At 41.8% G+C, this 20,575-nt stretch carries 17 protein-coding genes; 16 read left to right on the forward strand and 1 reads right to left on the reverse strand.

What is annotated here, in order from left to right:
* Positions 1 to 138: 138 nt before the first annotated feature.
* The 6 genes from NSS92_RS00960 to NSS92_RS00985 all read left to right on the forward strand — a co-directional run bounded on the left by NSS92_RS00960 (position 139) and on the right by NSS92_RS00985 (position 7,092).
* Positions 139 to 1,371 (forward strand): NAD(P)-dependent malic enzyme, encoded by a 1,233-nt coding sequence (locus NSS92_RS00960; RefSeq protein ID WP_041086592.1) that lies wholly within the window; start codon positions 139 to 141, stop codon positions 1,369 to 1,371.
* A 304-nt stretch (positions 1,372 to 1,675) separates the two neighbouring features.
* On the forward strand, positions 1,676 to 2,551 hold the full coding sequence (accD, locus tag NSS92_RS00965) for an acetyl-CoA carboxylase, carboxyltransferase subunit beta (RefSeq protein WP_340866756.1): 876 nt from the start codon (positions 1,676 to 1,678) through the stop codon (positions 2,549 to 2,551).
* The gene (gene accA, locus NSS92_RS00970; protein WP_340866757.1) at positions 2,536 to 3,513 is read left to right on the forward strand and encodes an acetyl-CoA carboxylase carboxyl transferase subunit alpha; all 978 of its coding nucleotides are present in this window, start codon (positions 2,536 to 2,538) and stop codon (positions 3,511 to 3,513) included. Before accD ends, accA begins: the two co-directional genes overlap by 16 nt.
* Positions 3,514 to 3,855: 342 nt before the next feature.
* The gene (pfkA, locus tag NSS92_RS00975) at positions 3,856 to 4,815 is read left to right on the forward strand and encodes a 6-phosphofructokinase (RefSeq protein ID WP_041086887.1); all 960 of its coding nucleotides are present in this window, start codon (positions 3,856 to 3,858) and stop codon (positions 4,813 to 4,815) included.
* Positions 4,816 to 4,842: 27 nt separating this feature from the next.
* Positions 4,843 to 6,603 carry a pyruvate kinase gene (pyk, locus tag NSS92_RS00980; protein ID WP_340866758.1) on the forward strand — a complete coding sequence of 587 codons (1,761 nt, stop codon included), beginning with the start codon at positions 4,843 to 4,845 and terminating at the stop codon, positions 6,601 to 6,603.
* Positions 6,604 to 6,702: 99 nt separating this feature from the next.
* The gene (locus NSS92_RS00985) at positions 6,703 to 7,092 is read left to right on the forward strand and encodes an FxsA family protein (RefSeq protein ID WP_340866759.1); all 390 of its coding nucleotides are present in this window, start codon (positions 6,703 to 6,705) and stop codon (positions 7,090 to 7,092) included.
* Positions 7,093 to 7,117: 25 nt separating this feature from the next.
* Here the strand turns inward: NSS92_RS00985 and ytvI are convergent, their stop codons facing one another.
* Positions 7,118 to 8,236: a sporulation integral membrane protein YtvI gene (ytvI, locus tag NSS92_RS00990; RefSeq protein WP_340866760.1), complete on the reverse strand. Its 1,119-nt coding sequence runs from the start codon at positions 8,234 to 8,236 to the stop codon at positions 7,118 to 7,120.
* A gap of 100 nt (positions 8,237 to 8,336) precedes the next feature.
* Between ytvI and NSS92_RS00995 the strand changes: the two genes are divergently transcribed.
* The 10 genes from NSS92_RS00995 to coaE all read left to right on the forward strand — a co-directional run bounded on the left by NSS92_RS00995 (position 8,337) and on the right by coaE (position 20,520).
* Entirely contained in the window at positions 8,337 to 8,801 is a 465-nt protein-coding gene (locus tag NSS92_RS00995) for a DUF441 domain-containing protein (protein ID WP_007501699.1), read from the forward strand.
* 376 nt (positions 8,802 to 9,177) lie between these two features.
* On the forward strand, positions 9,178 to 10,296 hold the full coding sequence (gene citZ / locus NSS92_RS01000; protein ID WP_024424790.1) for a citrate synthase: 1,119 nt from the start codon (positions 9,178 to 9,180) through the stop codon (positions 10,294 to 10,296).
* Between the two features lie 148 nt (positions 10,297 to 10,444).
* Positions 10,445 to 11,716, forward strand: coding sequence for an NADP-dependent isocitrate dehydrogenase (icd, locus tag NSS92_RS01005; RefSeq protein WP_024424789.1), 1,272 nt, complete (start codon positions 10,445 to 10,447; stop codon positions 11,714 to 11,716).
* A gap of 34 nt (positions 11,717 to 11,750) precedes the next feature.
* On the forward strand, positions 11,751 to 12,689 hold the full coding sequence (mdh, locus tag NSS92_RS01010; RefSeq protein ID WP_008356047.1) for a malate dehydrogenase: 939 nt from the start codon (positions 11,751 to 11,753) through the stop codon (positions 12,687 to 12,689).
* Positions 12,690 to 12,874: 185 nt separating this feature from the next.
* Positions 12,875 to 13,603: a response regulator transcription factor gene (locus NSS92_RS01015; protein ID WP_024426141.1), complete on the forward strand. Its 729-nt coding sequence runs from the start codon at positions 12,875 to 12,877 to the stop codon at positions 13,601 to 13,603.
* Complete coding sequence (pnpS, locus tag NSS92_RS01020; protein ID WP_125587155.1) at positions 13,596 to 15,338, forward strand: two-component system histidine kinase PnpS; 1,743 nt, start codon at positions 13,596 to 13,598, stop codon at positions 15,336 to 15,338. Before NSS92_RS01015 ends, pnpS begins: the two co-directional genes overlap by 8 nt.
* Before the next feature lie 256 nt (positions 15,339 to 15,594).
* A complete protein-coding gene (gene polA / locus NSS92_RS01025) occupies positions 15,595 to 18,234 on the forward strand; it encodes a DNA polymerase I (RefSeq protein WP_340866761.1) in 2,640 nt (879 codons plus the stop codon).
* A gap of 26 nt (positions 18,235 to 18,260) precedes the next feature.
* Positions 18,261 to 19,094, forward strand: a complete 834-nt coding sequence (mutM, locus tag NSS92_RS01030; RefSeq protein ID WP_024426140.1) for a DNA-formamidopyrimidine glycosylase — start codon at positions 18,261 to 18,263, stop codon at positions 19,092 to 19,094.
* Between the two features lie 174 nt (positions 19,095 to 19,268).
* The gene (ytaF, locus tag NSS92_RS01035; RefSeq protein WP_340866762.1) at positions 19,269 to 19,901 is read left to right on the forward strand and encodes a sporulation membrane protein YtaF; all 633 of its coding nucleotides are present in this window, start codon (positions 19,269 to 19,271) and stop codon (positions 19,899 to 19,901) included.
* 13 nt (positions 19,902 to 19,914) lie between these two features.
* Complete coding sequence (coaE, locus tag NSS92_RS01040; protein WP_340866764.1) at positions 19,915 to 20,520, forward strand: dephospho-CoA kinase; 606 nt, start codon at positions 19,915 to 19,917, stop codon at positions 20,518 to 20,520.
* Positions 20,521 to 20,575 lie beyond the last annotated feature (55 nt).

Consider the following 20,575-nt stretch of genomic DNA (forward strand, 5'->3'; position numbering starts at 1 on the left):
CAAATCGCCTGAATATGTTTTACAAATTCACCTATTGTGTTATCATTTTAAAGATTCTGTGTATTTAAAACTGCCAGTATGTGCTTATCAACTTAGCAAATCATTAAATCATTTTCCACTTGAAGGAGTGTTCATCACATGTCATTAAGAGAAGAAGCATTACATATGCACAAAGAGAATCAAGGCAAACTCGAATCAAAATCAAAAGTACAAGTGAAAAATGCGAAAGACTTGAGCTTGGCTTATTCACCTGGTGTTGCAGAACCATGTAAAGATATTTATGACGACACAAGCAAAGTGTATGATTATACAATGAAAGGCAATATGGTCGCTGTTGTCACAGACGGAAGCGCTGTTTTAGGCCTTGGAAATATTGGCGCAGAAGCATCTCTTCCAGTAATGGAAGGGAAAGCTGTATTATTCAAAAGCTTTGCAGGCGTAGATGCCTTCCCAATCGCGCTTGCAACGAACGATGTAGACAAAATCGTTGAAACAGTGAAGCTTCTTGAGCCGACTTTTGGCGGTGTGAACCTTGAAGATATTGCAGCTCCTAACTGCTTTATCATCGAAGAGCGCTTGAAAAAAGAGACAAACATTCCAGTTTTCCACGATGATCAGCACGGTACAGCAATTGTGACAGTAGCAGGACTTGTGAATGCACTGAAGCTATCTGGAAAATCCATGTCTTCAATCAAAGTAGTGGCAAACGGCGCCGGGGCAGCAGGAATTGCGATTATCAAACTTCTTTATCATTTCGGTGTACGTGATATCATTATGTGTGATACGAAAGGTGCAATTTACGAAGGCCGCCCGAACGGTATGAATGCAGTGAAAAACGAAGTAGCTAAATTCACGAACCAAGATCGCAAAGAAGGTTCATTAGAAGAAGTCATTGAAGGCGCAGACGTCTTTATCGGGGTTTCAGTAGCAGGCGCTTTAACAAAAGAAATGGTTGGAAAAATGGCAAAAGACCCTGTCATCTTCGCTATGGCTAATCCAAATCCAGAGATCATGCCAGAAGATGCACATGCAGCAGGTGCAAGTGTTGTAGGAACTGGCCGTTCTGACTTCCCGAACCAAGTGAACAACGTACTGGCATTCCCAGGAATTTTCCGCGGAGCATTAGATGTACGTGCAACTCACATTAACGAAGAAATGAAAATCGCAGCTGTTGAAGCGATTGCTTCTCTTGTTTCAGAGGAAGAATTGTCAGCTGAATATGTCATCCCTGCACCATTTGATGCACGCGTTGCACCAGCGGTAGCAAAAGCGGTGGCAAAAGCAGCAATGGAAACTGGCGTTGCAAGAATCAAAGTCGACCCAGAAGCTGTCGCTGAAAAAACAAGAAAATTAACGATTATCGGCGAATAATCAACTGGAAAAGTGTGCACGTTCTTTCTGAAATTGGAGGGAAAACGTGCACCATTTCCTCTCTTACGCGAAAATTTTTTCATCCGGAATGAGATTTTTTTGTAGACGTTCACAATTCAAACATATCAACTGCTCAGCGCCCCAAACACATACTCATTTCTCATCAATTCCCCACTGAAAAAATTGAATGAAGGATGACAGCGTTTGACAAAAAAAGTACAATAGTTTCGGTACAGTTATGACATGTCCTATAATAGTGGATGTGCGTGTGAAGAAAAAACCCTTCAAAAAGGGAGGTAGTCATTTGTCAATCAAGAATATTTTCAGTAAAAAGAAAAAATATGCATCTGTACCCTCTGAACAGGCAAGTCAAGATGTGCCTGAAGGCATCATGACCAAATGTCCGCAATGTAAAAAAATAATGCTCACCAAAGAACTAGATAAAAATTTACGTGTTTGTATGAATTGCGGCAGACATTTGCAAATGAATGCAAAACAGCGTATTGAAAGCCTTGTCGATGAAGGCACATTTGAAGAATTTAACGGGCACCTCATTTCAGCAAACCCGCTCGGTTTCCCAGGCTACGAAGAAAAGCTTGAGAAAGACAGAGAAAAAACATCTTTGAATGAAGCCATTGTCACAGGTAAAGGTGAAATTGAAGGCCAAAGTGCTGTGATTGCTGTCATGGATGCCACGTTCCGTATGGGCAGTATGGGATCCGTTGTTGGTGAAAAGATCACACTAGCGATCGAGAAAGCAAAAGCGGACAAGGTGCCTTTTATTATCTTTACTGCATCTGGCGGAGCGAGAATGCAAGAGGGAATTCTCAGTCTGATGCAGATGGCAAAAACAAGTTCAGCATTAAAACTGTTCAGCGAGGATCAAGGTTTAATTATCTCTGTGATGACGAACCCAACAACTGGCGGTGTATCAGCTAGTTTTGCGTCTCTCGGTGATTACAACTTTGCAGAACCTGGTGCTTTAATTGGTTTTGCAGGCCGCCGAATCATTGAACAAACGATTCGTGAAGACCTGCCAGAGGACTTCCAAACGGCTGAATTTTTAATGAAGCATGGACAGCTTGATGCTGTGATCCATCGTGCACAAATGAAAGAAACACTAGGCCGAATCTTAGCACTACACAGCACAGGAGGTGAACGAGAGTGGCTGGAGAACTAGAATTTGAAAAACCTGTCATTGAACTTCGAGCGAAAATTGATGAACTGAAAAAGTTCACACAAAACTCAGAAATGGATTTAAGTGCAGAAATTGAGCGCCTTGAAACACGTCTGAGCAAGCTTGAAGCAGACATTTATACAAATTTAAAGCCGTGGGACAGAGTGCAGATTGCTCGGCATGCGATGCGCCCAACAACTCTCGATTACATTCAAGAGCTGTTTGACAACTTTTTCGAATGTCACGGTGACCGTTTTTATGGTGATGATGAAGCGATCGTTGGAGGAATTGCCACGTTTAAAGGGCTTCCTGTCACTGTTATTGGCCATCAGCGCGGTAAAGATACAAAAGAAAACTTGCGCCGTAATTTCGGCATGCCTCATCCAGAAGGCTACCGTAAAGCGCTGCGCTTGATGAAACAAGCAGATAAATTTAATCGCCCTATCATTTGCTTTATTGATACAAAAGGAGCTTATCCTGGTAAAGCAGCTGAAGAGCGCGGACAAAGTGAAGCAATTGCGAAAAACCTATTCGAAATGGCAGGACTTCGTGTACCAGTTGTCTGTATTGTCATTGGAGAAGGGGGAAGTGGCGGTGCACTAGGCTTAGGCGTAGGAAACCACCTATTCATGCTAGAAAACTCAACGTATTCAGTGATTTCACCTGAAGGTGCAGCAGCACTGCTCTGGAAGGACTCTTCACTTGCGAAAAAAGCTGCAGAATCAATGAAAATTACCGCTCCTGACCTAAAAGAATTAGATATTATAGATGATGTTATTAAAGAAGTGCAAGGTGGAGCACATCGAGACGTGATACAACAAGCAGCTTACATGGAAAAAACATTAAAACAATCACTTACATCTTTGCTCAAACTAACACCTGAAGAACTAGTCGAACAAAGATATCAAAAATACAAAGCAATCGGGAAAGTATCGATTGAAAATCAATATATTGGGGTAAACTAAATAAACGTACAGCCTTTTTGGCTGGCGTTTATTTTTTTTCATCTTTTTTCATGAAAACCGTCCTCATGTAAGCGCTATTTGAAAATAATTTTCTTTTGTTTTCATAAAATTTGAAACGTCTGAAAACCTTGATATGATAAGGTTTATAGCACCTACCTTTACAGATTTCAGAGAGATTTGCTTTCATGACGTTCTTAACTTTTGTTTAAAAACGGTTTATTTAATTGTATAATAAGTACGGTTTTAGAAATTCGTATTGAAAACATCCAAATTTGCTCATGATTGTTTTCAAGCAGTGGAAATGGTATGTTTAATTCATATATGGTCTCTGAGGTGAAAAAGATGAAGCGTATAGGAGTTTTAACAAGCGGTGGGGATTCCCCAGGAATGAATGCAGCTGTGCGCGCAGTTGTAAGGAAAGCAATTTACCATAATGTTGAAGTTTACGGTATTTATAATGGATACTCAGGTCTAATTAACGGTAAAATTGAGAAACTCGAAATAGGTTCAGTAGGCGATATCATTCATCGTGGAGGAACAAAACTTTACACGGCAAGATGTCCTGAATTCAAGACAGTTGAAGGTCGTGAAAAAGGAATTGAAAACTTAAAAAAATTCGGTATTGAAGGACTTGTTGTCATTGGTGGAGACGGGTCATTTATGGGAGCGAAGAAATTAACTGAGCTCGGTTTTCCATGTGTAGGTGTCCCTGGCACGATTGACAACGATATTCCAGGTACTGATTTCACTATTGGCTTTGATACAGCACTGAATACTGTCATTGATGCCATTGATAAAATTCGTGATACAGCCACATCTCATGAACGTACATACGTAGTGGAAGTAATGGGAAGACATGCTGGTGATATTGCTCTTTGGTCAGGTCTTGCGGGCGGAGCAGAATCTATTTTGATTCCTGAAGCAGACTATGACATGGACGAAATTATTGCTAGGTTAAGAAGAGGGCACGAGCGCGGCAAGAAGCATAGTATCATCATCGTTGCAGAAGGCGTAGGCAGCGGTGTTGAATTTGGTAAGCGGATTGAAGAGGAGACAAGCCTTGAAACACGTGTATCTGTCTTAGGACATATTCAGCGCGGAGGTTCTCCGAGTGCGTTTGACCGTGTGCTGGCAAGCCGTTTAGGAGCATATGCAGTCGAGCTTCTTCTTGAAGGAAAAGGCGGACGCTGTGTAGGCATTCAAAGCAATGAACTTGTCCATCACGATATTTTAGAAATCTTAGATAAAAAACATACAGTCGATAAAAATATGTACCGACTTTCACAAGAGCTCTCTATATAAAACGAGAAGACCTTAGGAGGAACAGTAATGAGAAAGACAAAAATCGTTTGTACAATCGGTCCAGCAAGTGAAAGCATTGAAAAGCTGACTGAATTGATTGAAGCAGGAATGAATGTAGCCAGACTAAACTTCTCCCATGGAGATTTTGAAGAGCATGGTGCACGCATTGAAAACATACGTAAAGCAGGTAAAACATTAGGCAAGGACATTGCGATCCTTCTAGATACAAAAGGTCCAGAGATCCGTACACGTACAGTTGAAAACGGCTCAATTGAGCTAGTCGCTGGTGCTGATCTTATCGTGAGTATGGAAGACATTGTTGGAAATACGGAAAAAATTAGTGTGACGTACGAAGATTTAATTCATGATGTAGAAGTAGGCTCAACAATTCTACTAGATGATGGTCTGATTGGTTTAGAAGTAAAAGAAATTAACATGGACCGCAAAGAAATCGTCACAAAAGTCATGAATACAGGCACACTCAAAAACAAAAAAGGTGTCAACATACCTGGCGTCAGTGTAAACCTGCCTGGTATTACAGAAAAGGATGCCAATGATATTCTGTTTGGAATTGAACAAAGCGTCGATTTCATCGCAGCTTCTTTTGTTAGACGAGCTTCTGATGTTCTTGAAATTCGTGAGCTTCTTGAAAAGAACAATGCGACTGATATTCAAATCATTCCTAAGATTGAAAACCAAGAGGGTGTTGATAACATCGACGAGATCCTTGAGGTATCTGACGGTTTAATGGTTGCGCGTGGAGATCTTGGTGTAGAGATCCCGGCAGAAGAAGTACCGCTTGTTCAAAAAATGCTGATCAAAAAATGCAATCGTTTAGGCAAGCCTGTCATCACAGCGACTCAAATGCTGGACAGCATGCAGCGTAACCCTCGTCCAACACGCGCGGAAGCAAGTGACGTGGCAAATGCTATTTTTGACGGCACAGATGCGATTATGCTTTCTGGTGAAACAGCAGCAGGAACATATCCAGTGGAAGCTGTACAAACAATGCATAACATTGCATCACGTTCAGAAGATGCACTAAACTATAAAGCAATTCTTTCTCGCAGAAGCGAAGAAGTAGAAGTCAGCATTACAGATGCGATCGGTCAATCTGTTGCACATACAGCGATGAAGCTTGATGTTGCAGCAATTGTGACGCCTACGGAAAGCGGACATACAGCAAGAATGATTTCAAAATATAGACCAAAAGCACCAATCGTAGCAGTTACTGCAAACGAATCAGTGGCGAGAAAGCTTTCACTCGTATTCGGTGTATTTGCAAAGAGCGGATCAAAAACGACGTCTACTGATGAAATGCTTGAGAATGCAGTAGAAAAGTCAATTGAAACAGGCTATGTAAGACACGGCGATTTAATCGTGATTACAGCAGGTGTGCCAGTTGGTGAAACAGGTACTACGAACTTAATGAAAGTATATGTTGTCGGTGACATCATTGCGAAAGGTCAAGGTATTGGCCGTAAATCTGCATTTGGACCGGTTGTCATTGCACAAAGCGGAAAAGAAGCAGAAGAAAAAATGTACGACGGTGCGATCCTAGTTGCAAACTGCACAGATCGTGATATGATGGGAGCTTTAGAAAAAGCATCTGCCCTTATCACAGAAGAAGGCGGTTTAACAAGCCATGCAGCAGTTGTTGGACTAAGCCTTGGCATTCCAGTGATTGTTGGTCTTGACAGCGCAACAACACTATTAAAAGAAGGCGAAGAGATTACAGTAGATCCAGCACGCGGAGCGATCTACAAAGGCCGTGCAAGCGTCCTTTAAATCATCCAAGAGGGGAGTTGTCTGACTCCTCTCTTTTTTTATGTTACACTAAAAAAAGTAAACAGCTTTCGATGAAAGATACCCCATGAGGTGATATGGTTGAAGAAATATTTTCTACTATTATTAATTCTGTTCCCTGCGGTGGAAATTAGTTTATTTTTAATCTCAAGTAAAATCATTGGCATTTTGCCAACGATGCTGCTAATTGTGCTGACAAGTGCACTAGGTGCTTATTTCGCAAGAAAACAAGGAATAGAAGCCTTCCAAAAAGTGCAGCGAGATTTACAATATGGCAAGATGCCAGGGGGAGCGATTGTCGATGGTTTTTGTATTCTGATTGGCGGTCTGCTGCTGCTCATTCCAGGCTTCTTATCGGATCTCATTGGGGCTTTGCTGCTCATTCCGGTGACGAGAAAGGGAATCAAGCCGCTCTTTGAACGCTGGCTTAGAAACATGTCTAATCGTAACCGCTATAAGATCATTCGCTAAAGAGACCTTCAGCTGAAGGTCTCTTTTATTTTTGCATGCCATACCGAATGTACTCATAAATATCTCTGAAAACTCCTGCATTACGGAATGCCTGCCACACGACAAGGGAAGCAGGGCCAATCACAAGTCCTAGAAAACCAAACCATTTTAACCCGACAAATAGCGCCACAAGCGTTGCTAAAGGATTAAGTCCGATGGATTTGCTTAAGACTTTAGGCTCTGATATTTGTCTTTGAATGAGGACGACAATATACAATATGCCCAGGCCAATGGCGAGGGAAAGATTTCCTGTCATGGCAGAATAAATGATCCACGGTAGAAATACAGTGCCGCTCCCAATGTAAGGAAGTAAATCGACGAGTCCAATACATAGAGCGATTACGAAGGCATGCTTGACCTTTAAAATGATGAGTCCAATCAATACAATACCAATCGTCATGGCAACAAGTAGAAGCTGGGCCTTCATAAAGCCGGTAATGGCTTTTTTGATTTCAGATAAAATGGCGCGTGTATGCTGCATCCATTTTGCGGGAAAGATACGTGAGCCGTATGTTTTTAACGTAAACCAATCTTTCGTGATAAAAAAAGTTGCCAGAGCAGAAAATAACAGTGTGGCTGCTGCATCAGGCAAAAGACCTAAAAAAGCCGGAATAAGCTCGAGTGTTTTTGAAAGAAAAGTCCCGATTTTTGCGGCAGCTTCATCACCGAGTGCTTGAATTTGTCCCAAAATCGATTCCTTTTGACCTGCTTGAAGCGTATTAAATTGGGCCGTTACATCATGATATAAAGGCAAAATTTTATCTGTGAAAAATTGCTCCACAATACCAATCATTTGATCAAGATGGCCAGGCAGCACCTTTGCCAAATAAGCACTTCCTGAAATGATTTCCGCAACTAAAAGCGTCATTAAGCCGGCGGCTGCAACTAAAAAGAGCAAGAGCACAATGACCACAACAAGTCCTCTTGGCATCCCGGTGATCTCTTCGATTTTGCATACGGCAGGATGAATTAAACAAGACACGATAAGGGCGATCCAAAAAGGATATAAAAACGGAAAAGACTGATATAAAAAGACAACCGCAAAAACAGCAATGCTGATCATCATCAAACTTCGCAGAAAAATGGCCACATAGGCGTGATTCACACAATCCCCTCCAAAAAACAAGCATGTCCGATACTTCATTTTATTCAAAAAGATTAGTAATATGAAAAGGTCGCAATAAAAAGAAAGAAAGGAGCGGCGTATGTTTACTCAAGCAAATTTATTTTTGGTACTTTTACTCGTTATTGCACTTATTGCAAAAAACAATTCGTTAATTTTAGCGGTCTCTGTGCTGATTGCGATTAAACTGATTGGCCTGGATCAAAAAATTTTCCCGGTTCTCCAATCTAAAGGCATTAATTGGGGAGTCACCGTCATTACCATTGCTGTGCTGGTCCCTATTGCAACAGGTGACATTGGATTTAAGCAGCTTGGAGAAGCGATGAAATCTTCCTATGCTTGGATAGCTCTTGGAGCGGGTATATTAGTAGCATTAATTGCAAAAAACGGTATTGTGCTACTCGAAAATGATCCGCATATTACGGCAGCGCTTGTGTTCGGTACCATTTTGGCAGTCAGCTTATTTAAAGGTGTGGCTGTTGGACCGCTCATCGGGGCAGGAATTGCTTATTTGGCGATGCAGGCTGTGAAATTTTTCAGCGGGTGAAAAGAGAGTGGTTCATGCCACTTTCTTTTTTTAATTTTTTCTTGTGTGAGCTTTTGCAAAAAAACATAATTAAATATATTAAAAGAAGCAAAATCCCTTTATTCCATGCCTGATATGGGAGACTGGAAAAAAAAATATCAAAAAAAATTATAGTTAAACATTTAACAAATGTCTGATTATTGTTTATAATGGGAATAGGCTTAATTTTGAACTCATTGATCACACAAGAGATATGAGGCTAAAAGCGCTCTAACCGTATAGGTAAATGTAAGCATTTTCTTTTCTGAACCTGCCATCTTATTCGGATTGGATAGCGCTTTCAAAAAGTGAGAATTCTGCAACGAAGGGGAATCTTTTTAAAAAGGGGAGATTGAACATGACAGCAACAAGAGGTCTTGAAGGTATCGTGGCAACAACTTCATCCGTAAGCTCAATTATTGATGATACTCTTACTTATGTAGGGTACAATATCGATGATTTAACTGAAAAAGCTACATTCGAAGAAATTGTCTACCTGTTATGGCACTTAAAGCTGCCGAATGAGCAGGAGCTGAGTGAATTAAAACAGCAGCTCAATGAAAATGCTCAGATTCCGCAAGAAATCATTGAGCATTTTAAATCTTATTCGCTCGATGGGGTTCATCCAATGTCTGCGATTCGTACAGCAGTATCCTTACTAGGTTTACTCGATGACGAATCAGAGATTATGGACAAAGAAGCGAATTACAGAAAGGCGATTCGCTTACAGGCGAAAATTTCTGGACTAGTCGCTGCGTTTTCACGCATTCGCAAGGGACTTGAGCCTGTACAGCCAAAAGAAGAATACAGCTATGCTGCAAACTTCTTGTATATGCTAAATGGCGAAGAGCCGTCACCAGTAGAAATTGAAGCCATTGATAAGGCACTTATTCTACATGCGGATCATGAATTAAACGCATCGACATTTACAGCACGTGTATGTGTTGCTACACTATCAGATATCTACTCTGGTGTGACAGCGGCTATCGGTGCGCTGAAAGGACCGCTTCATGGCGGCGCGAATGAAGGCGTGATGAAGATGCTTTCAGAAATTGGCGAAGTTGAAAACGTAGATTCCTATATTCATGGTAAGCTAGAGAAGAAAGAAAAAATTATGGGCTTTGGCCACCGAGTATACCGTCAAGGTGACCCGCGTGCAAAGCATCTAAAAGAAATGAGCCAGCGTTTAACAAACCTCACTGGCGAGCCGAAATGGTATGAAATGTCTGTTCGCGCAGAGGAAATCGTGACATCAGAGAAAAATCTTCCACCAAATGTTGATTTTTATTCTGCATCTGTATATCACAGTCTTGGCATTGATCATGACTTGTTTACACCAATTTTCGTGATCAGCCGATTCTCTGGATGGATTGCTCACATTCTAGAGCAATATGACAACAACCGACTCATCCGTCCAAGAGCTGACTACATTGGACCTGATCTTCAAACCTTTGTTCCGATCAGTGAAAGAGACTAATGTTTATAGAATAAACGGGGGCTGATTTCAAAAGGCCAATCAGCCTCTATATCAACAAAAAAACGAATCACGTGAAAAACTTTTTTGCTTGCAGGCATCAAGCCAAGAAGTTTCAAATATTCACTACATAACCTGGGAGGTAATATCATTGTCACAAGGCGAAAAAATTACAGTTACTGGCGGCGTATTGAATGTACCAAATAATCCAATTATCCCGTTTATCGAAGGGGACGGAATCGGTCCTGACATTTGGAAAGCAGCATCAAGAGTACTTGAAGCAGCTGTAGAAAAAGCATATAAAGGTGAAAAGCAAATCACTTGGAAAGAAGTATATGCAGGTGAGAAAGCTTACAATAAAACTGGAGAGTGGCTTCCTGAGCAAACGCTTGAAGACATTCGTGAATACTTAATTGCGATTAAAGGACCCCTCACAACACCAATTGGCGGAGGAATCCGTTCATTAAACGTGGCACTTAGACAAGAGCTTGATTTATTCACATGCTTACGTCCAGTTCGCTGGTTCAAAGGCGTACCTTCTCCTGTGAAACGTCCAGAAGACACAGATATGGTGATCTTCCGTGAGAACACAGAAGATATCTATGCAGGTATCGAGTATGCAAAAGGTTCAGACGAAGTGAAGAAGTTAATTGACTTCTTGAAAAACGAATTAGGTGTGAACAAAATCCGTTTCCCAGAAACGTCAGGTATCGGAATCAAGCCAGTTTCTGAAGAGGGTACATCCCGTCTTGTCAGAGCGGCTATCCAATATGCAATTGACCAAGGCCGTAAATCTGTGACGCTTGTTCACAAAGGAAACATCATGAAATTTACAGAAGGTGCCTTCAAAAACTGGGGCTACGAAGTGGCTGAAAAAGAGTTTGGCGACAAGGTCTTTACATGGGCACAATATGATCGTATTGTAGAACAAGATGGAAAAGATGCGGCAAACAAAGCGCAAAGTGAAGCAGAAGCTGCTGGCAAAATCATTGTCAAAGACAGCATTGCAGATATTTTCCTTCAACAAATCCTAACTCGTCCAGCTGAGTTCGATGTTGTAGCTACAATGAACTTAAATGGAGATTACATCTCTGATGCACTTGCAGCACAAGTTGGTGGAATTGGTATCGCACCAGGTGCGAACATCAACTACGAAACAGGACACGCTATTTTTGAAGCGACTCACGGAACAGCACCAAAATATGCTGGTCTTGATAAAGTGAATCCATCTTCTGTTCTTCTATCAGGCGTGCTTTTACTTGAGCACCTTGGCTGGCAGGAAGCAGCTGATCTAGTGATTCAATCTGTTGAAAAAACAATTGCATCTAAAGTCGTCACGTACGATTTTGCTAGATTAATGGATGGCGCAACAGAAGTAAAATGTTCTGAGTTTGCTGACGAGCTCATCAAAAACTTGTCTTGATTCTTAAACTTTAAAGTTAAAGGGGAAAAAGGAAATGGCAAACAAGCGTAAAAAAGTATCTGTCATCGGAGCAGGTTTTACTGGAGCAACTACAGCATTTCTAACAGCTCAAAAAGAATTAGCGGATGTCGTATTAGTTGATATCCCGCAGCTTGAGAACCCAACAAAAGGGAAGGCTCTTGATATGCTGGAAGCAAGCCCTGTTCAAGGCTTCGATGCGAACATTACAGGCACTTCTAACTACGAAGATACAGCCGGTTCTGATGTCGTGGTCATTACGGCAGGAATTGCAAGAAAGCCGGGAATGAGCCGTGACGATCTCGTGTCAACAAATGAAAAAATCATGCGCAGCGTGACACGCGAAATCGTTAAATATTCTCCAGAAGCCATTATTGTTGTGTTAACAAACCCTGTTGATGCAATGACATATGCCGTTTATAAAGAATCAGGATTACCAAAAGAAAAAGTCATTGGACAATCGGGCATTCTTGATACAGCACGCTTCCGTACGTTTGTTGCTCAAGAATTAAATCTATCTGTCAAAGATGTGACGGGCTTTGTGCTTGGTGGACATGGCGATGACATGGTTCCGCTTGTTCGTTACTCTTATGCAGGCGGTATCCCGCTGGAAACATTGATTCCAAAAGATCGAATTGATGCGATTGTTGAAAGAACAAGAAAAGGCGGCGGCGAAATCGTAAACCTATTAGGTAACGGTAGTGCCTATTATGCACCTGCTGCTTCACTAGTAGAAATGGTTGAGGCGATTCTAAAAGATCAGCGCCGCGTTATCCCAACGATTGCATACCTTGAAGGTGAATATGGCTACGAAGGCATTTACCTTGGTGTACCAACAATCGTAGGTGGAAACGGCCTTGAGCAGATCATTGAGCTTGAGCTGACAGAAGAAGAAAGAAGTCAGCTTGACCGTTCTGTTGAATCTGTTAAGAACGTCATGAAAGTATTGTCTTAATATGAAAAAAAGAAGGCTTCTCTTATGAGGGGCCTTCTTTTTGTTTACAAAACAAATCTTGTCGAAATTTTAAATTGTCCTCTTGTTAAGCTTTCGTTAAAATGAAAGAGAAAGCATGACTTCTCGCTTTTCACATAAGATACAAAAAAACGGATGCAGGGGAAATCACTAATTGGAGGCACAACATGAATAAAAAAATATTAGTTGTGGATGATGAAGAATCGATTGTAACACTTCTAAGCTATAACCTTGAAAGGGCGGGCTATGATGTCGTCACAGCAAGAGATGGGGAAGAAGCGCTTGAAAAAGCAGCAAGTGAACAGCCTGATCTCATTGTATTAGATTTAATGCTTCCGAAAATGGACGGCATTGAAGTGTGCAAACAACTGAGAATTCAAAAAATGATGTTCCCTATTTTAATGCTGACAGCAAAGGACGATGAATTTGATAAGGTGCTCGGTCTTGAACTTGGAGCCGATGATTACATGACAAAGCCATTCAGTCCTAGAGAAGTGGGTGCTCGGGTAAAAGCCATCTTGAGAAGAGCGCAGCAATCTCAGCCTGTCCCCGCGCAAGAGGAGAAGGAAGAGGTCATTGCAGACCAAATCAAAATTGGTGAACTGCGCATTTTACCAGAACACTACGAAGTCTACTTCCAAGAAGAACGCCTAGAGCTTACGCCGAAGGAATTTGAACTGCTGCTTTATTTGGCCAAGCATAAAGGACGTGTCCTCACACGTGATCTGCTGCTTAGTGCCGTTTGGAATTATGACTTTGCAGGCGACACTCGTATTGTGGATGTGCATATCAGCCACTTGCGGGACAAAATTGAAAAGAACACGAAAAAACCAACATACATTAAAACCATTCGCGGCCTAGGCTACAAATTGGAGGAGCCAAAGCCAAATGAGTAAAATTCGAACCCGCCTGTTTTCGGGACTTATTTTTCTCCTTTTTATTGTGTTTGTTGCACTTGGCCTTTTTTTGGATCACATGTTCCATGTTTTTTATGAAACAAAATTAACGGAACGAATGGAAAATGAATCGAGCTTTCTTCTTTCTTCCATGGATGGTGATGATCTGCAGGCGAAGCAAAACAAGGAGATCCTCAATCAGGCAAAGCAGCATCTCGATATGAATGCGTCAATTGTGGATCTGAAGGGGAATATCATACATACAACGGGTCAAGCGGAGCAAAGGGGCATCATTCAAAACACACTGAACAATGAACGACTTCAAACAAAAGGCGTCGTCATTGAGGATGAGAAGGATGCGCTGTTTCATTACGCAGTCCCTATCCTGAAACAAAACGAACCGGCAGGCTATTTATTTCTCCACGCGTCATTCCAGCCTTTAAATGAAATTGACGGCCAGCTTTGGCTCGCATTAGCCGTTTGTCTTGGCTCGGCGATTATTATCATCGTTTTCTTTGGATACCGCATGTCGATGAAATATGTAAAACCGATAGATTATGCCACAAAGGTAGCCAAACAGCTGGAACGCGGGAACTATGATACCAATCATTATGAAGAGCTGATCATTGAAACAAGTGAGCTTAATACATCAATGAAGCGCCTGGCAGAAAGCCTTCAAGAAATGACAAGCACTGGGGAGATGCAGCGAGACCGTCTGCAAACAGTCATTGAAAACATCGGAGCAGGGATTATTTTGATTGATAAGATGGGGTATATCAACCTAGTCAATCGAACCTTCCGCAAACAGTTTAAGGTGCAAAAGCACATTTACATGCACAAGCTGTATCATGAATCGTTTACACATGAAGAAATTATTGAGCTGATTGATGAAATTTTCATGACAGAAACGAAGGTACGGAAGTTTTTACGCCTAGCCGTTGACATTGAACGGCGCTACTTCCAGGTGGATGGTGTTCCCATTTTAAGTACAGACGATGAATGGAAAGGAATTGTCCTTGTGTTTCATGACGTGACAGAAACAAAGCAGCTGGAGCAGATGCGAAAAGATTTTGTCGCTAATGTGTCTCACGAATTAAAGACACCGATTACGTCGATTAAAGGATTCTCCGAAACCCTTCTTGATGGAGCGATTGATGACAAAGAAGCGCTGACACAATTCCTTTCCATCATTCTAAAAGAGAGTGTCCGTCTTGAAACTCTCATTCAAGATTTACTCGATCTTTCCAAAATCGAGCAGCAGCATTTCAAATTGAATATTCAAGACGCCAATGCGACAGAAATCATTCAAGAGATTGAAGTCCTTTTAAAACAAAAGGCCGCAGAAAAAGGTATTCAATTACAAGTGCGTATCCCGAAAGAGCCTGTCTATGTGATGGCAGATCCGCTGAGATTAAAGCAGATCTTCCTCAATCTTGTGAACAATGCCCTAACCTATACACCAGAGGGAGGGAGTGTCACCATCTCAGCAAGACCGCGGAAAGGCGCCTATGAATTTGATGTAGCAGATACAGGAATCGGCATGAAGAAAAGCGAGATTCCAAGAATATTTGAGAGATTTTATCGAATTGATAAAGATAGAAGTAGAAATTCAGGCGGTACAGGTCTTGGTCTTGCGATTGTCAAACACCTTGTGGAAGCGCATGAAGGGACAATTTCAGTCCATAGCAAACAAGGCAAAGGAACGACTTTTACAGTGAGCCTGAAATCAAAATAGAAAAAAAAGGAAAGTCACGTTAAAATTTACATGATCTTTACAATGGATTCATGTTTAGTTAAACAATCATTGGTAGGATGAATAGGAACCCCTTCATCCAAGGAGCCAATTTTGTAAGGACGAAAACACTTGTTGTTTTCGTCCCTTTTTTTATGCAGGTTCGACTATTTTCTTTTCAAAATAAACTTTGATAAAATGATGATACAATGTGTGAAAGAGACGGCTGAAATGGCTCAGCCGATGGAGGATTAAAAACATGACAGACAAAAAGAAATTAGTACTAGTGGATGGAAACAGTCTCGCTTATCGAGCCTTTTTTGCTTTGCCGCTATTATCAAATGATAAAGGCGTCCATACAAATGCCATTTATGGCTTTGCGATGATCTTAATGAAGATGCTCGAGGACGAGAAGCCAACCCATATGCTTGTGGCATTTGATGCGGGAAAAACAACGTTCCGCCACGAGACATTTAAAGAATATAAAGGCGGAAGACAGAAAACGCCGCCAGAGCTATCAGAACAAATGCCGTTCATCCGTGAGTTATTAGATGCCTATCAGGTGAAAAGGTACGAGCTTCCTCAATACGAGGCTGACGATATTATCGGGACATTGGCTGTGGAGGCAGAAAAAGACGGCTTTGAAGTCAAAATTTTCTCAGGAGATAAGGACTTAACGCAGCTTTCAACAGACCATACGACGGTAGCAATTACGAAAAAAGGCATTACAGAAGTAGAATATTACACACCGGCTCATATTGAAGAGAAATATGGCTTGCGCCCAGATCAAATCATCGATATGAAAGGTTTGATGGGAGATTCCTCAGATAATATCCCAGGGGTGCCAGGTGTAGGTGAAAAAACAGCGATTAAATTGTTAAAGCAGTTTGAAACGGTTGAAAACCTGCTTGAACATATTGACGAAGTCAGCGGGAAAAAACTCAAAGAAAAGCTTGAAGAATATAAAGAGCAGGCAGTGATGAGTAAAAAACTCGCAACGATTCTTGTAGAAGCGCCAATTGATGTATCAAGCAAGGATCTCGCATATGAAGGTCCTCATATGGATCAAGTGATCTCTCTTTATAAAGAACTAGGCTTTCAAACGCTGCTAGAACGTCTAGGAGAAGCACCAGAAACAGGTGAGCAGGTCGAAGTAGAAGCATTAGAAGTGAAAAAAATGACCGAAGTAACGGATGAGATGCTGACAGATCATGCCGCCCTTGTGGTAGAACAGCTTGGAGATAATTATCATGAAGCAGATTTGATTGGTTTTGCGATCCATAATGAAAATGGTGCGTTTTTTATCACGAAAGAAGATGCGCTTCAATCAGATGCATTTAAACAATGGGTACAGGATGAAACGAAGAAGAAATGGGTCTTTGATTCAAAAAGAGCCGTTGTCGCCCTCAGATGGCATGATGTCGATCTTAAAGGTGTCGATAACGATGTCCTGCTCGCTTCCTATGTCGTCAACCCTCAGAAATCGTATGAGGACGTCGCAAGTGTGGCGAAGGAATACGGTCTCAACATCGCTCTTTCTGATGAAAAAGTGTACGGAAAAGGAGCAAAGCAGGCGATTCCACCTGAAGATGAACTGAAGGAACATCTTGGACGAAAAGCAGCGGCGATCTCTGCTCTGCATGATTTAACACTTGAAGCGTTAGAAAAAAATGATCAGCATGAACTGTATGAAGACTTAGAGCTGCCGCTTGCACTCATCTTAGGTGAAATGGAATCCCTTGGCGTAAAGGTGGATTTTGAGCGCCTAGAAAAGATGGGGGAAGAATTAACGAAAAAGCTGAAAGAATATGAAGAAACCATTCACCGCTTAGCAGGAGAAACGTTTAACATCAATTCTCCTAAACAGCTTGGCGTGATTCTTTTTGAAAAATTAGGTCTGCCGATTATGAAGAAGACAAAAACAGGCTACTCGACATCTGCGGATGTTCTTGAAAAGCTTGAAGATAAGCATGAAATCATTCGGTCCATTCTGCATTACCGCCAAATTGGAAAGCTGCAATCGACCTATGTGGAAGGCTTAATGAAAGTAACGCGCAAGGATACACATAAAGTGCATACAAGATTTAATCAAGCGCTCACGCAAACAGGAAGACTAAGCTCAACAGATCCCAACCTGCAAAACATCCCAATTCGTTTAGAGGAAGGACGAAAGATTCGTCAAGCATTCGTCCCATCAAAAGAAGGCTGGCTCATGTTTGCTGCTGACTATTCACAAATTGAGCTGCGTGTACTCGCTCATATTTCTCAGGATGAGAATTTGATCGAAGCGTTTACGCAAGATATGGATATCCATACGAAGACAGCGATGGACGTGTTCCATGTGTCAGAAGAAGAAGTGACTTCCTCTATGAGAAGACAAGCCAAGGCTGTCAACTTCGGAATTGTATATGGGATCAGTGACTATGGATTATCTCAAAACCTTGGGATCACAAGAAAAGAAGCAGCTGCCTTTATCGAACGCTATTTAACAAGCTTTAAAGGCGTGAAAACCTATATGGAAGAGATCGTGCAGGAAGCGAAACAAAAAGGATATGTCACGACGCTGCTCAAACGCAGACGGTATATCCCGGATATCACAAGCCGTAATTTTAATATCAAAAGCTTTGCCGAACGAACAGCCATGAACACACCGATCCAAGGAAGTGCAGCTGATATTATTAAAAAAGCTATGATTGATATGGCGCGAAAGCTAAAAGAAGAAAACTTGCAGGCAAATCTTTTATTACAGGTGCACGATGAATTGATCTTCGAAGCGCCGAAAGAAGAAATTTCCATACTTGAAAAAATTGTCCCTGAAGTCATGGAAAATGCACTTCAGCTAGATGTGCCGCTAAAAGTTGATTTTGCTTCAGGGCCATCTTGGTACGACGCAAAATAATAGAGAGAGAAAAAGGAGCGAGGAGCATGCCGGAATTACCAGAAGTTGAAACCGTCCGGCGCACACTCAAGCGGTTAGTCGAAGGAAAAACGATTGAAACGGTCGATATCAAATGGCCAAATATCATCAAACGTCCTGGGGAGCCGGAAGAGTTCGCAAGAAGGATGGTAGGAGAAACGATACAAACCATTGAAAGAAGAGGAAAGTTCCTGCTCTTTCATTTAGACCACTACGTGATGGTCTCCCATTTAAGGATGGAAGGGAAATACCGTGTACATGAAGCGCATGAGCCATACGATAAACATGTACACGTCGTCTTTACGTTTACAGACGGTACTGAACTTCGGTATCATGATGTGCGTAAATTTGGCACGATGCATTTGTTTCAGCCGGGTGAAGAAGAAAAGGAACTCCCGCTCTCACAGCTGGGATATGAGCCTTTTGATGATCAATTCACTCCAGAATATTTATGGGAGCAATTGAAAAAAACATCCCGTGTGGTCAAAACAGCGCTGCTTGATCAAAAGATTGTCGTGGGATTAGGTAATATTTATGTAGATGAGGTTTTGTTTAAAGCAGGCATTCATCCAGAAACAAAAGCGAATCAGCTCAGCCTTGAATCCTGTAAAGTGCTTCACAGGCATATTATCGATACTCTTCAAGTGGCGGTAGATGCAGGAGGAAGCACGATTCGCTCATATATCAATTCACAAGGTGATATTGGAACATTTCAGCTGCAGCTTCTTGTGTATGACCGGCGGGGAGAGCCTTGTCAAACATGCGGAAGCATCATTGAGAAAACAGTAGTCGGAGGGCGCGGCACTCATTTTTGTGTGACCTGCCAAAAACGTCCTCAATAAATATCAGCCATCAGCATGCTTCCTTTTTGCTGTGCATACGATAAAAAACATTCATTTTTCAGCAAGGTGTAGACTGACACACAGCCCACCTGCTCTTCATATAGTGAAGAAGAGTCTAAGGACGCCTAGAGACTCTTGATCATCGTTGCATGAACAGAAAGGAAGAGTTCAGGTATGATTTCGATTTCGCTCCTGTTTTTAGCTATTGCAGTCAGCATTGACAGCTTTTCTGTAGGCTTTACGTATGGACTTCGTAAAATGAAGATTCCATTTAAAGCGATTGTCATTATTGCATGCTGTTCAGGGATTGTGCTGCTCATTTCCATGCTGATTGGCAGCCTGCTGACGACATTCCTCCCTGTCTCAGTGACAGATAAACTTGGTGGAGGCATTTTAATCGCCATTGGCCTTTGGGTCCTTTATCAATTTTACAAACCAGCGAAAGAGCGTGATTTGCTTCTTCATGAAAAGACATTGCTCAATGTGGAAGTGCAATCGCTTGGTCTTGTTATTCAAATTTTGCGAAAGCCGACAAGTGCAGATATTGACCGTTCTGGGACGATCAATGGAATAGAAGCGGTGCTTCTTGGAATTGCTTTATCCATTGATGCATTTGGCGCAGGGATTGGCGCTGCGATTCTAGGCTTTTCTCCAATTGTCATGAGTATCACTGTGGCCGTGATGAGCTCACTCTTTGTGTGTATCGGGCTCCATTCCGGTCATTATTTGGCAAATTGGCGCTGGATCGATAAACTTGCATGCTTACCAGGGCTTCTGCTCATTTTAATTGGGGTGTGGAAGCTGTAAAGGAGGAAATCAATTGACGCTTGTCATTGGATTAACAGGCGGGATTGCTAGTGGAAAAAGCACCGTCTCTCAAATGATAAAAGAGCAGGGCATCCGGGTCGTGGACGCAGATGTCATTGCAAAAGAAGCGGTTGCCAAAGGAACACCAGCCCTTCATCAAATCGTTCAAACCTTTGGCGAGGATGTTCTCCTGCCAAATGGGGAGCTGAACCGCCAGCAGCTTGGAGCTATCATTTTTTCTGATGAAGAGAAAAGAAAGCAGCTGAATGCGATTGTTCATCCAGAAGTGAGAAAGGAAATGCTCAAACAGCGAGATGAAGGGGTTGCTCAGCAAGAAACCTTCGTCGTCCTCGATATCCCGCTTTTATTTGAAAGTCAGCTGGAAAGTCTCGTCGACCGCATCATTGTGGTGTATACAACGCCTGAATTGCAGCTATCGCGGCTCATGAATCGAAATGACCTCAGCGAGGAAGAAGCGCTGAATCGTATTCACTCTCAGCGGCCTCTTGAGGAGAAATGTAAAAAAGCAGACCGCGTGATAGAGAACACACAAGATCTTGCTTTTATCAGAAAGCAATTGCAGAACATATTAAATGAATGGGAACATACAGATAAGTAAGAGTACATACACGTACTCTTCTTTTTTTATGCTTTATTCTTATTTCCTTTGAAAA

The sequence above is a fragment of the Bacillus sp. FSL M8-0166 genome, from assembly GCF_038008825.1.
Classification (GTDB): domain Bacteria; phylum Bacillota; class Bacilli; order Bacillales; family Bacillaceae; genus Bacillus; species Bacillus safensis.

Bases quoted from the DNA above. Each gene is read 5' to 3' on its own strand.
- NSS92_RS00960 (WP_041086592.1), top strand. From the start codon at position 139: ATGTCATTAAGAGAAGAAGCATTACATATGCACAAAGAGAATCAAGGC.
- pfkA (WP_041086887.1), top strand. From the start codon at position 3,856: ATGAAGCGTATAGGAGTTTTAACAAGCGGTGGGGATTCCCCAGGAATG.
- pyk (WP_340866758.1), top strand. From the start codon at position 4,843: ATGAGAAAGACAAAAATCGTTTGTACAATCGGTCCAGCAAGTGAAAGC.
- NSS92_RS00995 (WP_007501699.1), top strand. From the start codon at position 8,337: ATGTTTACTCAAGCAAATTTATTTTTGGTACTTTTACTCGTTATTGCA.
- citZ (WP_024424790.1), top strand. From the start codon at position 9,178: ATGACAGCAACAAGAGGTCTTGAAGGTATCGTGGCAACAACTTCATCC.
- mdh (WP_008356047.1), top strand. From the start codon at position 11,751: ATGGCAAACAAGCGTAAAAAAGTATCTGTCATCGGAGCAGGTTTTACT.
- NSS92_RS01015 (WP_024426141.1), top strand. From the start codon at position 12,875: ATGAATAAAAAAATATTAGTTGTGGATGATGAAGAATCGATTGTAACA.
- pnpS (WP_125587155.1), top strand. From the start codon at position 13,596: ATGAGTAAAATTCGAACCCGCCTGTTTTCGGGACTTATTTTTCTCCTT.
- polA (WP_340866761.1), top strand. From the start codon at position 15,595: ATGACAGACAAAAAGAAATTAGTACTAGTGGATGGAAACAGTCTCGCT.
- mutM (WP_024426140.1), top strand. From the start codon at position 18,261: ATGCCGGAATTACCAGAAGTTGAAACCGTCCGGCGCACACTCAAGCGG.
- ytaF (WP_340866762.1), top strand. From the start codon at position 19,269: ATGATTTCGATTTCGCTCCTGTTTTTAGCTATTGCAGTCAGCATTGAC.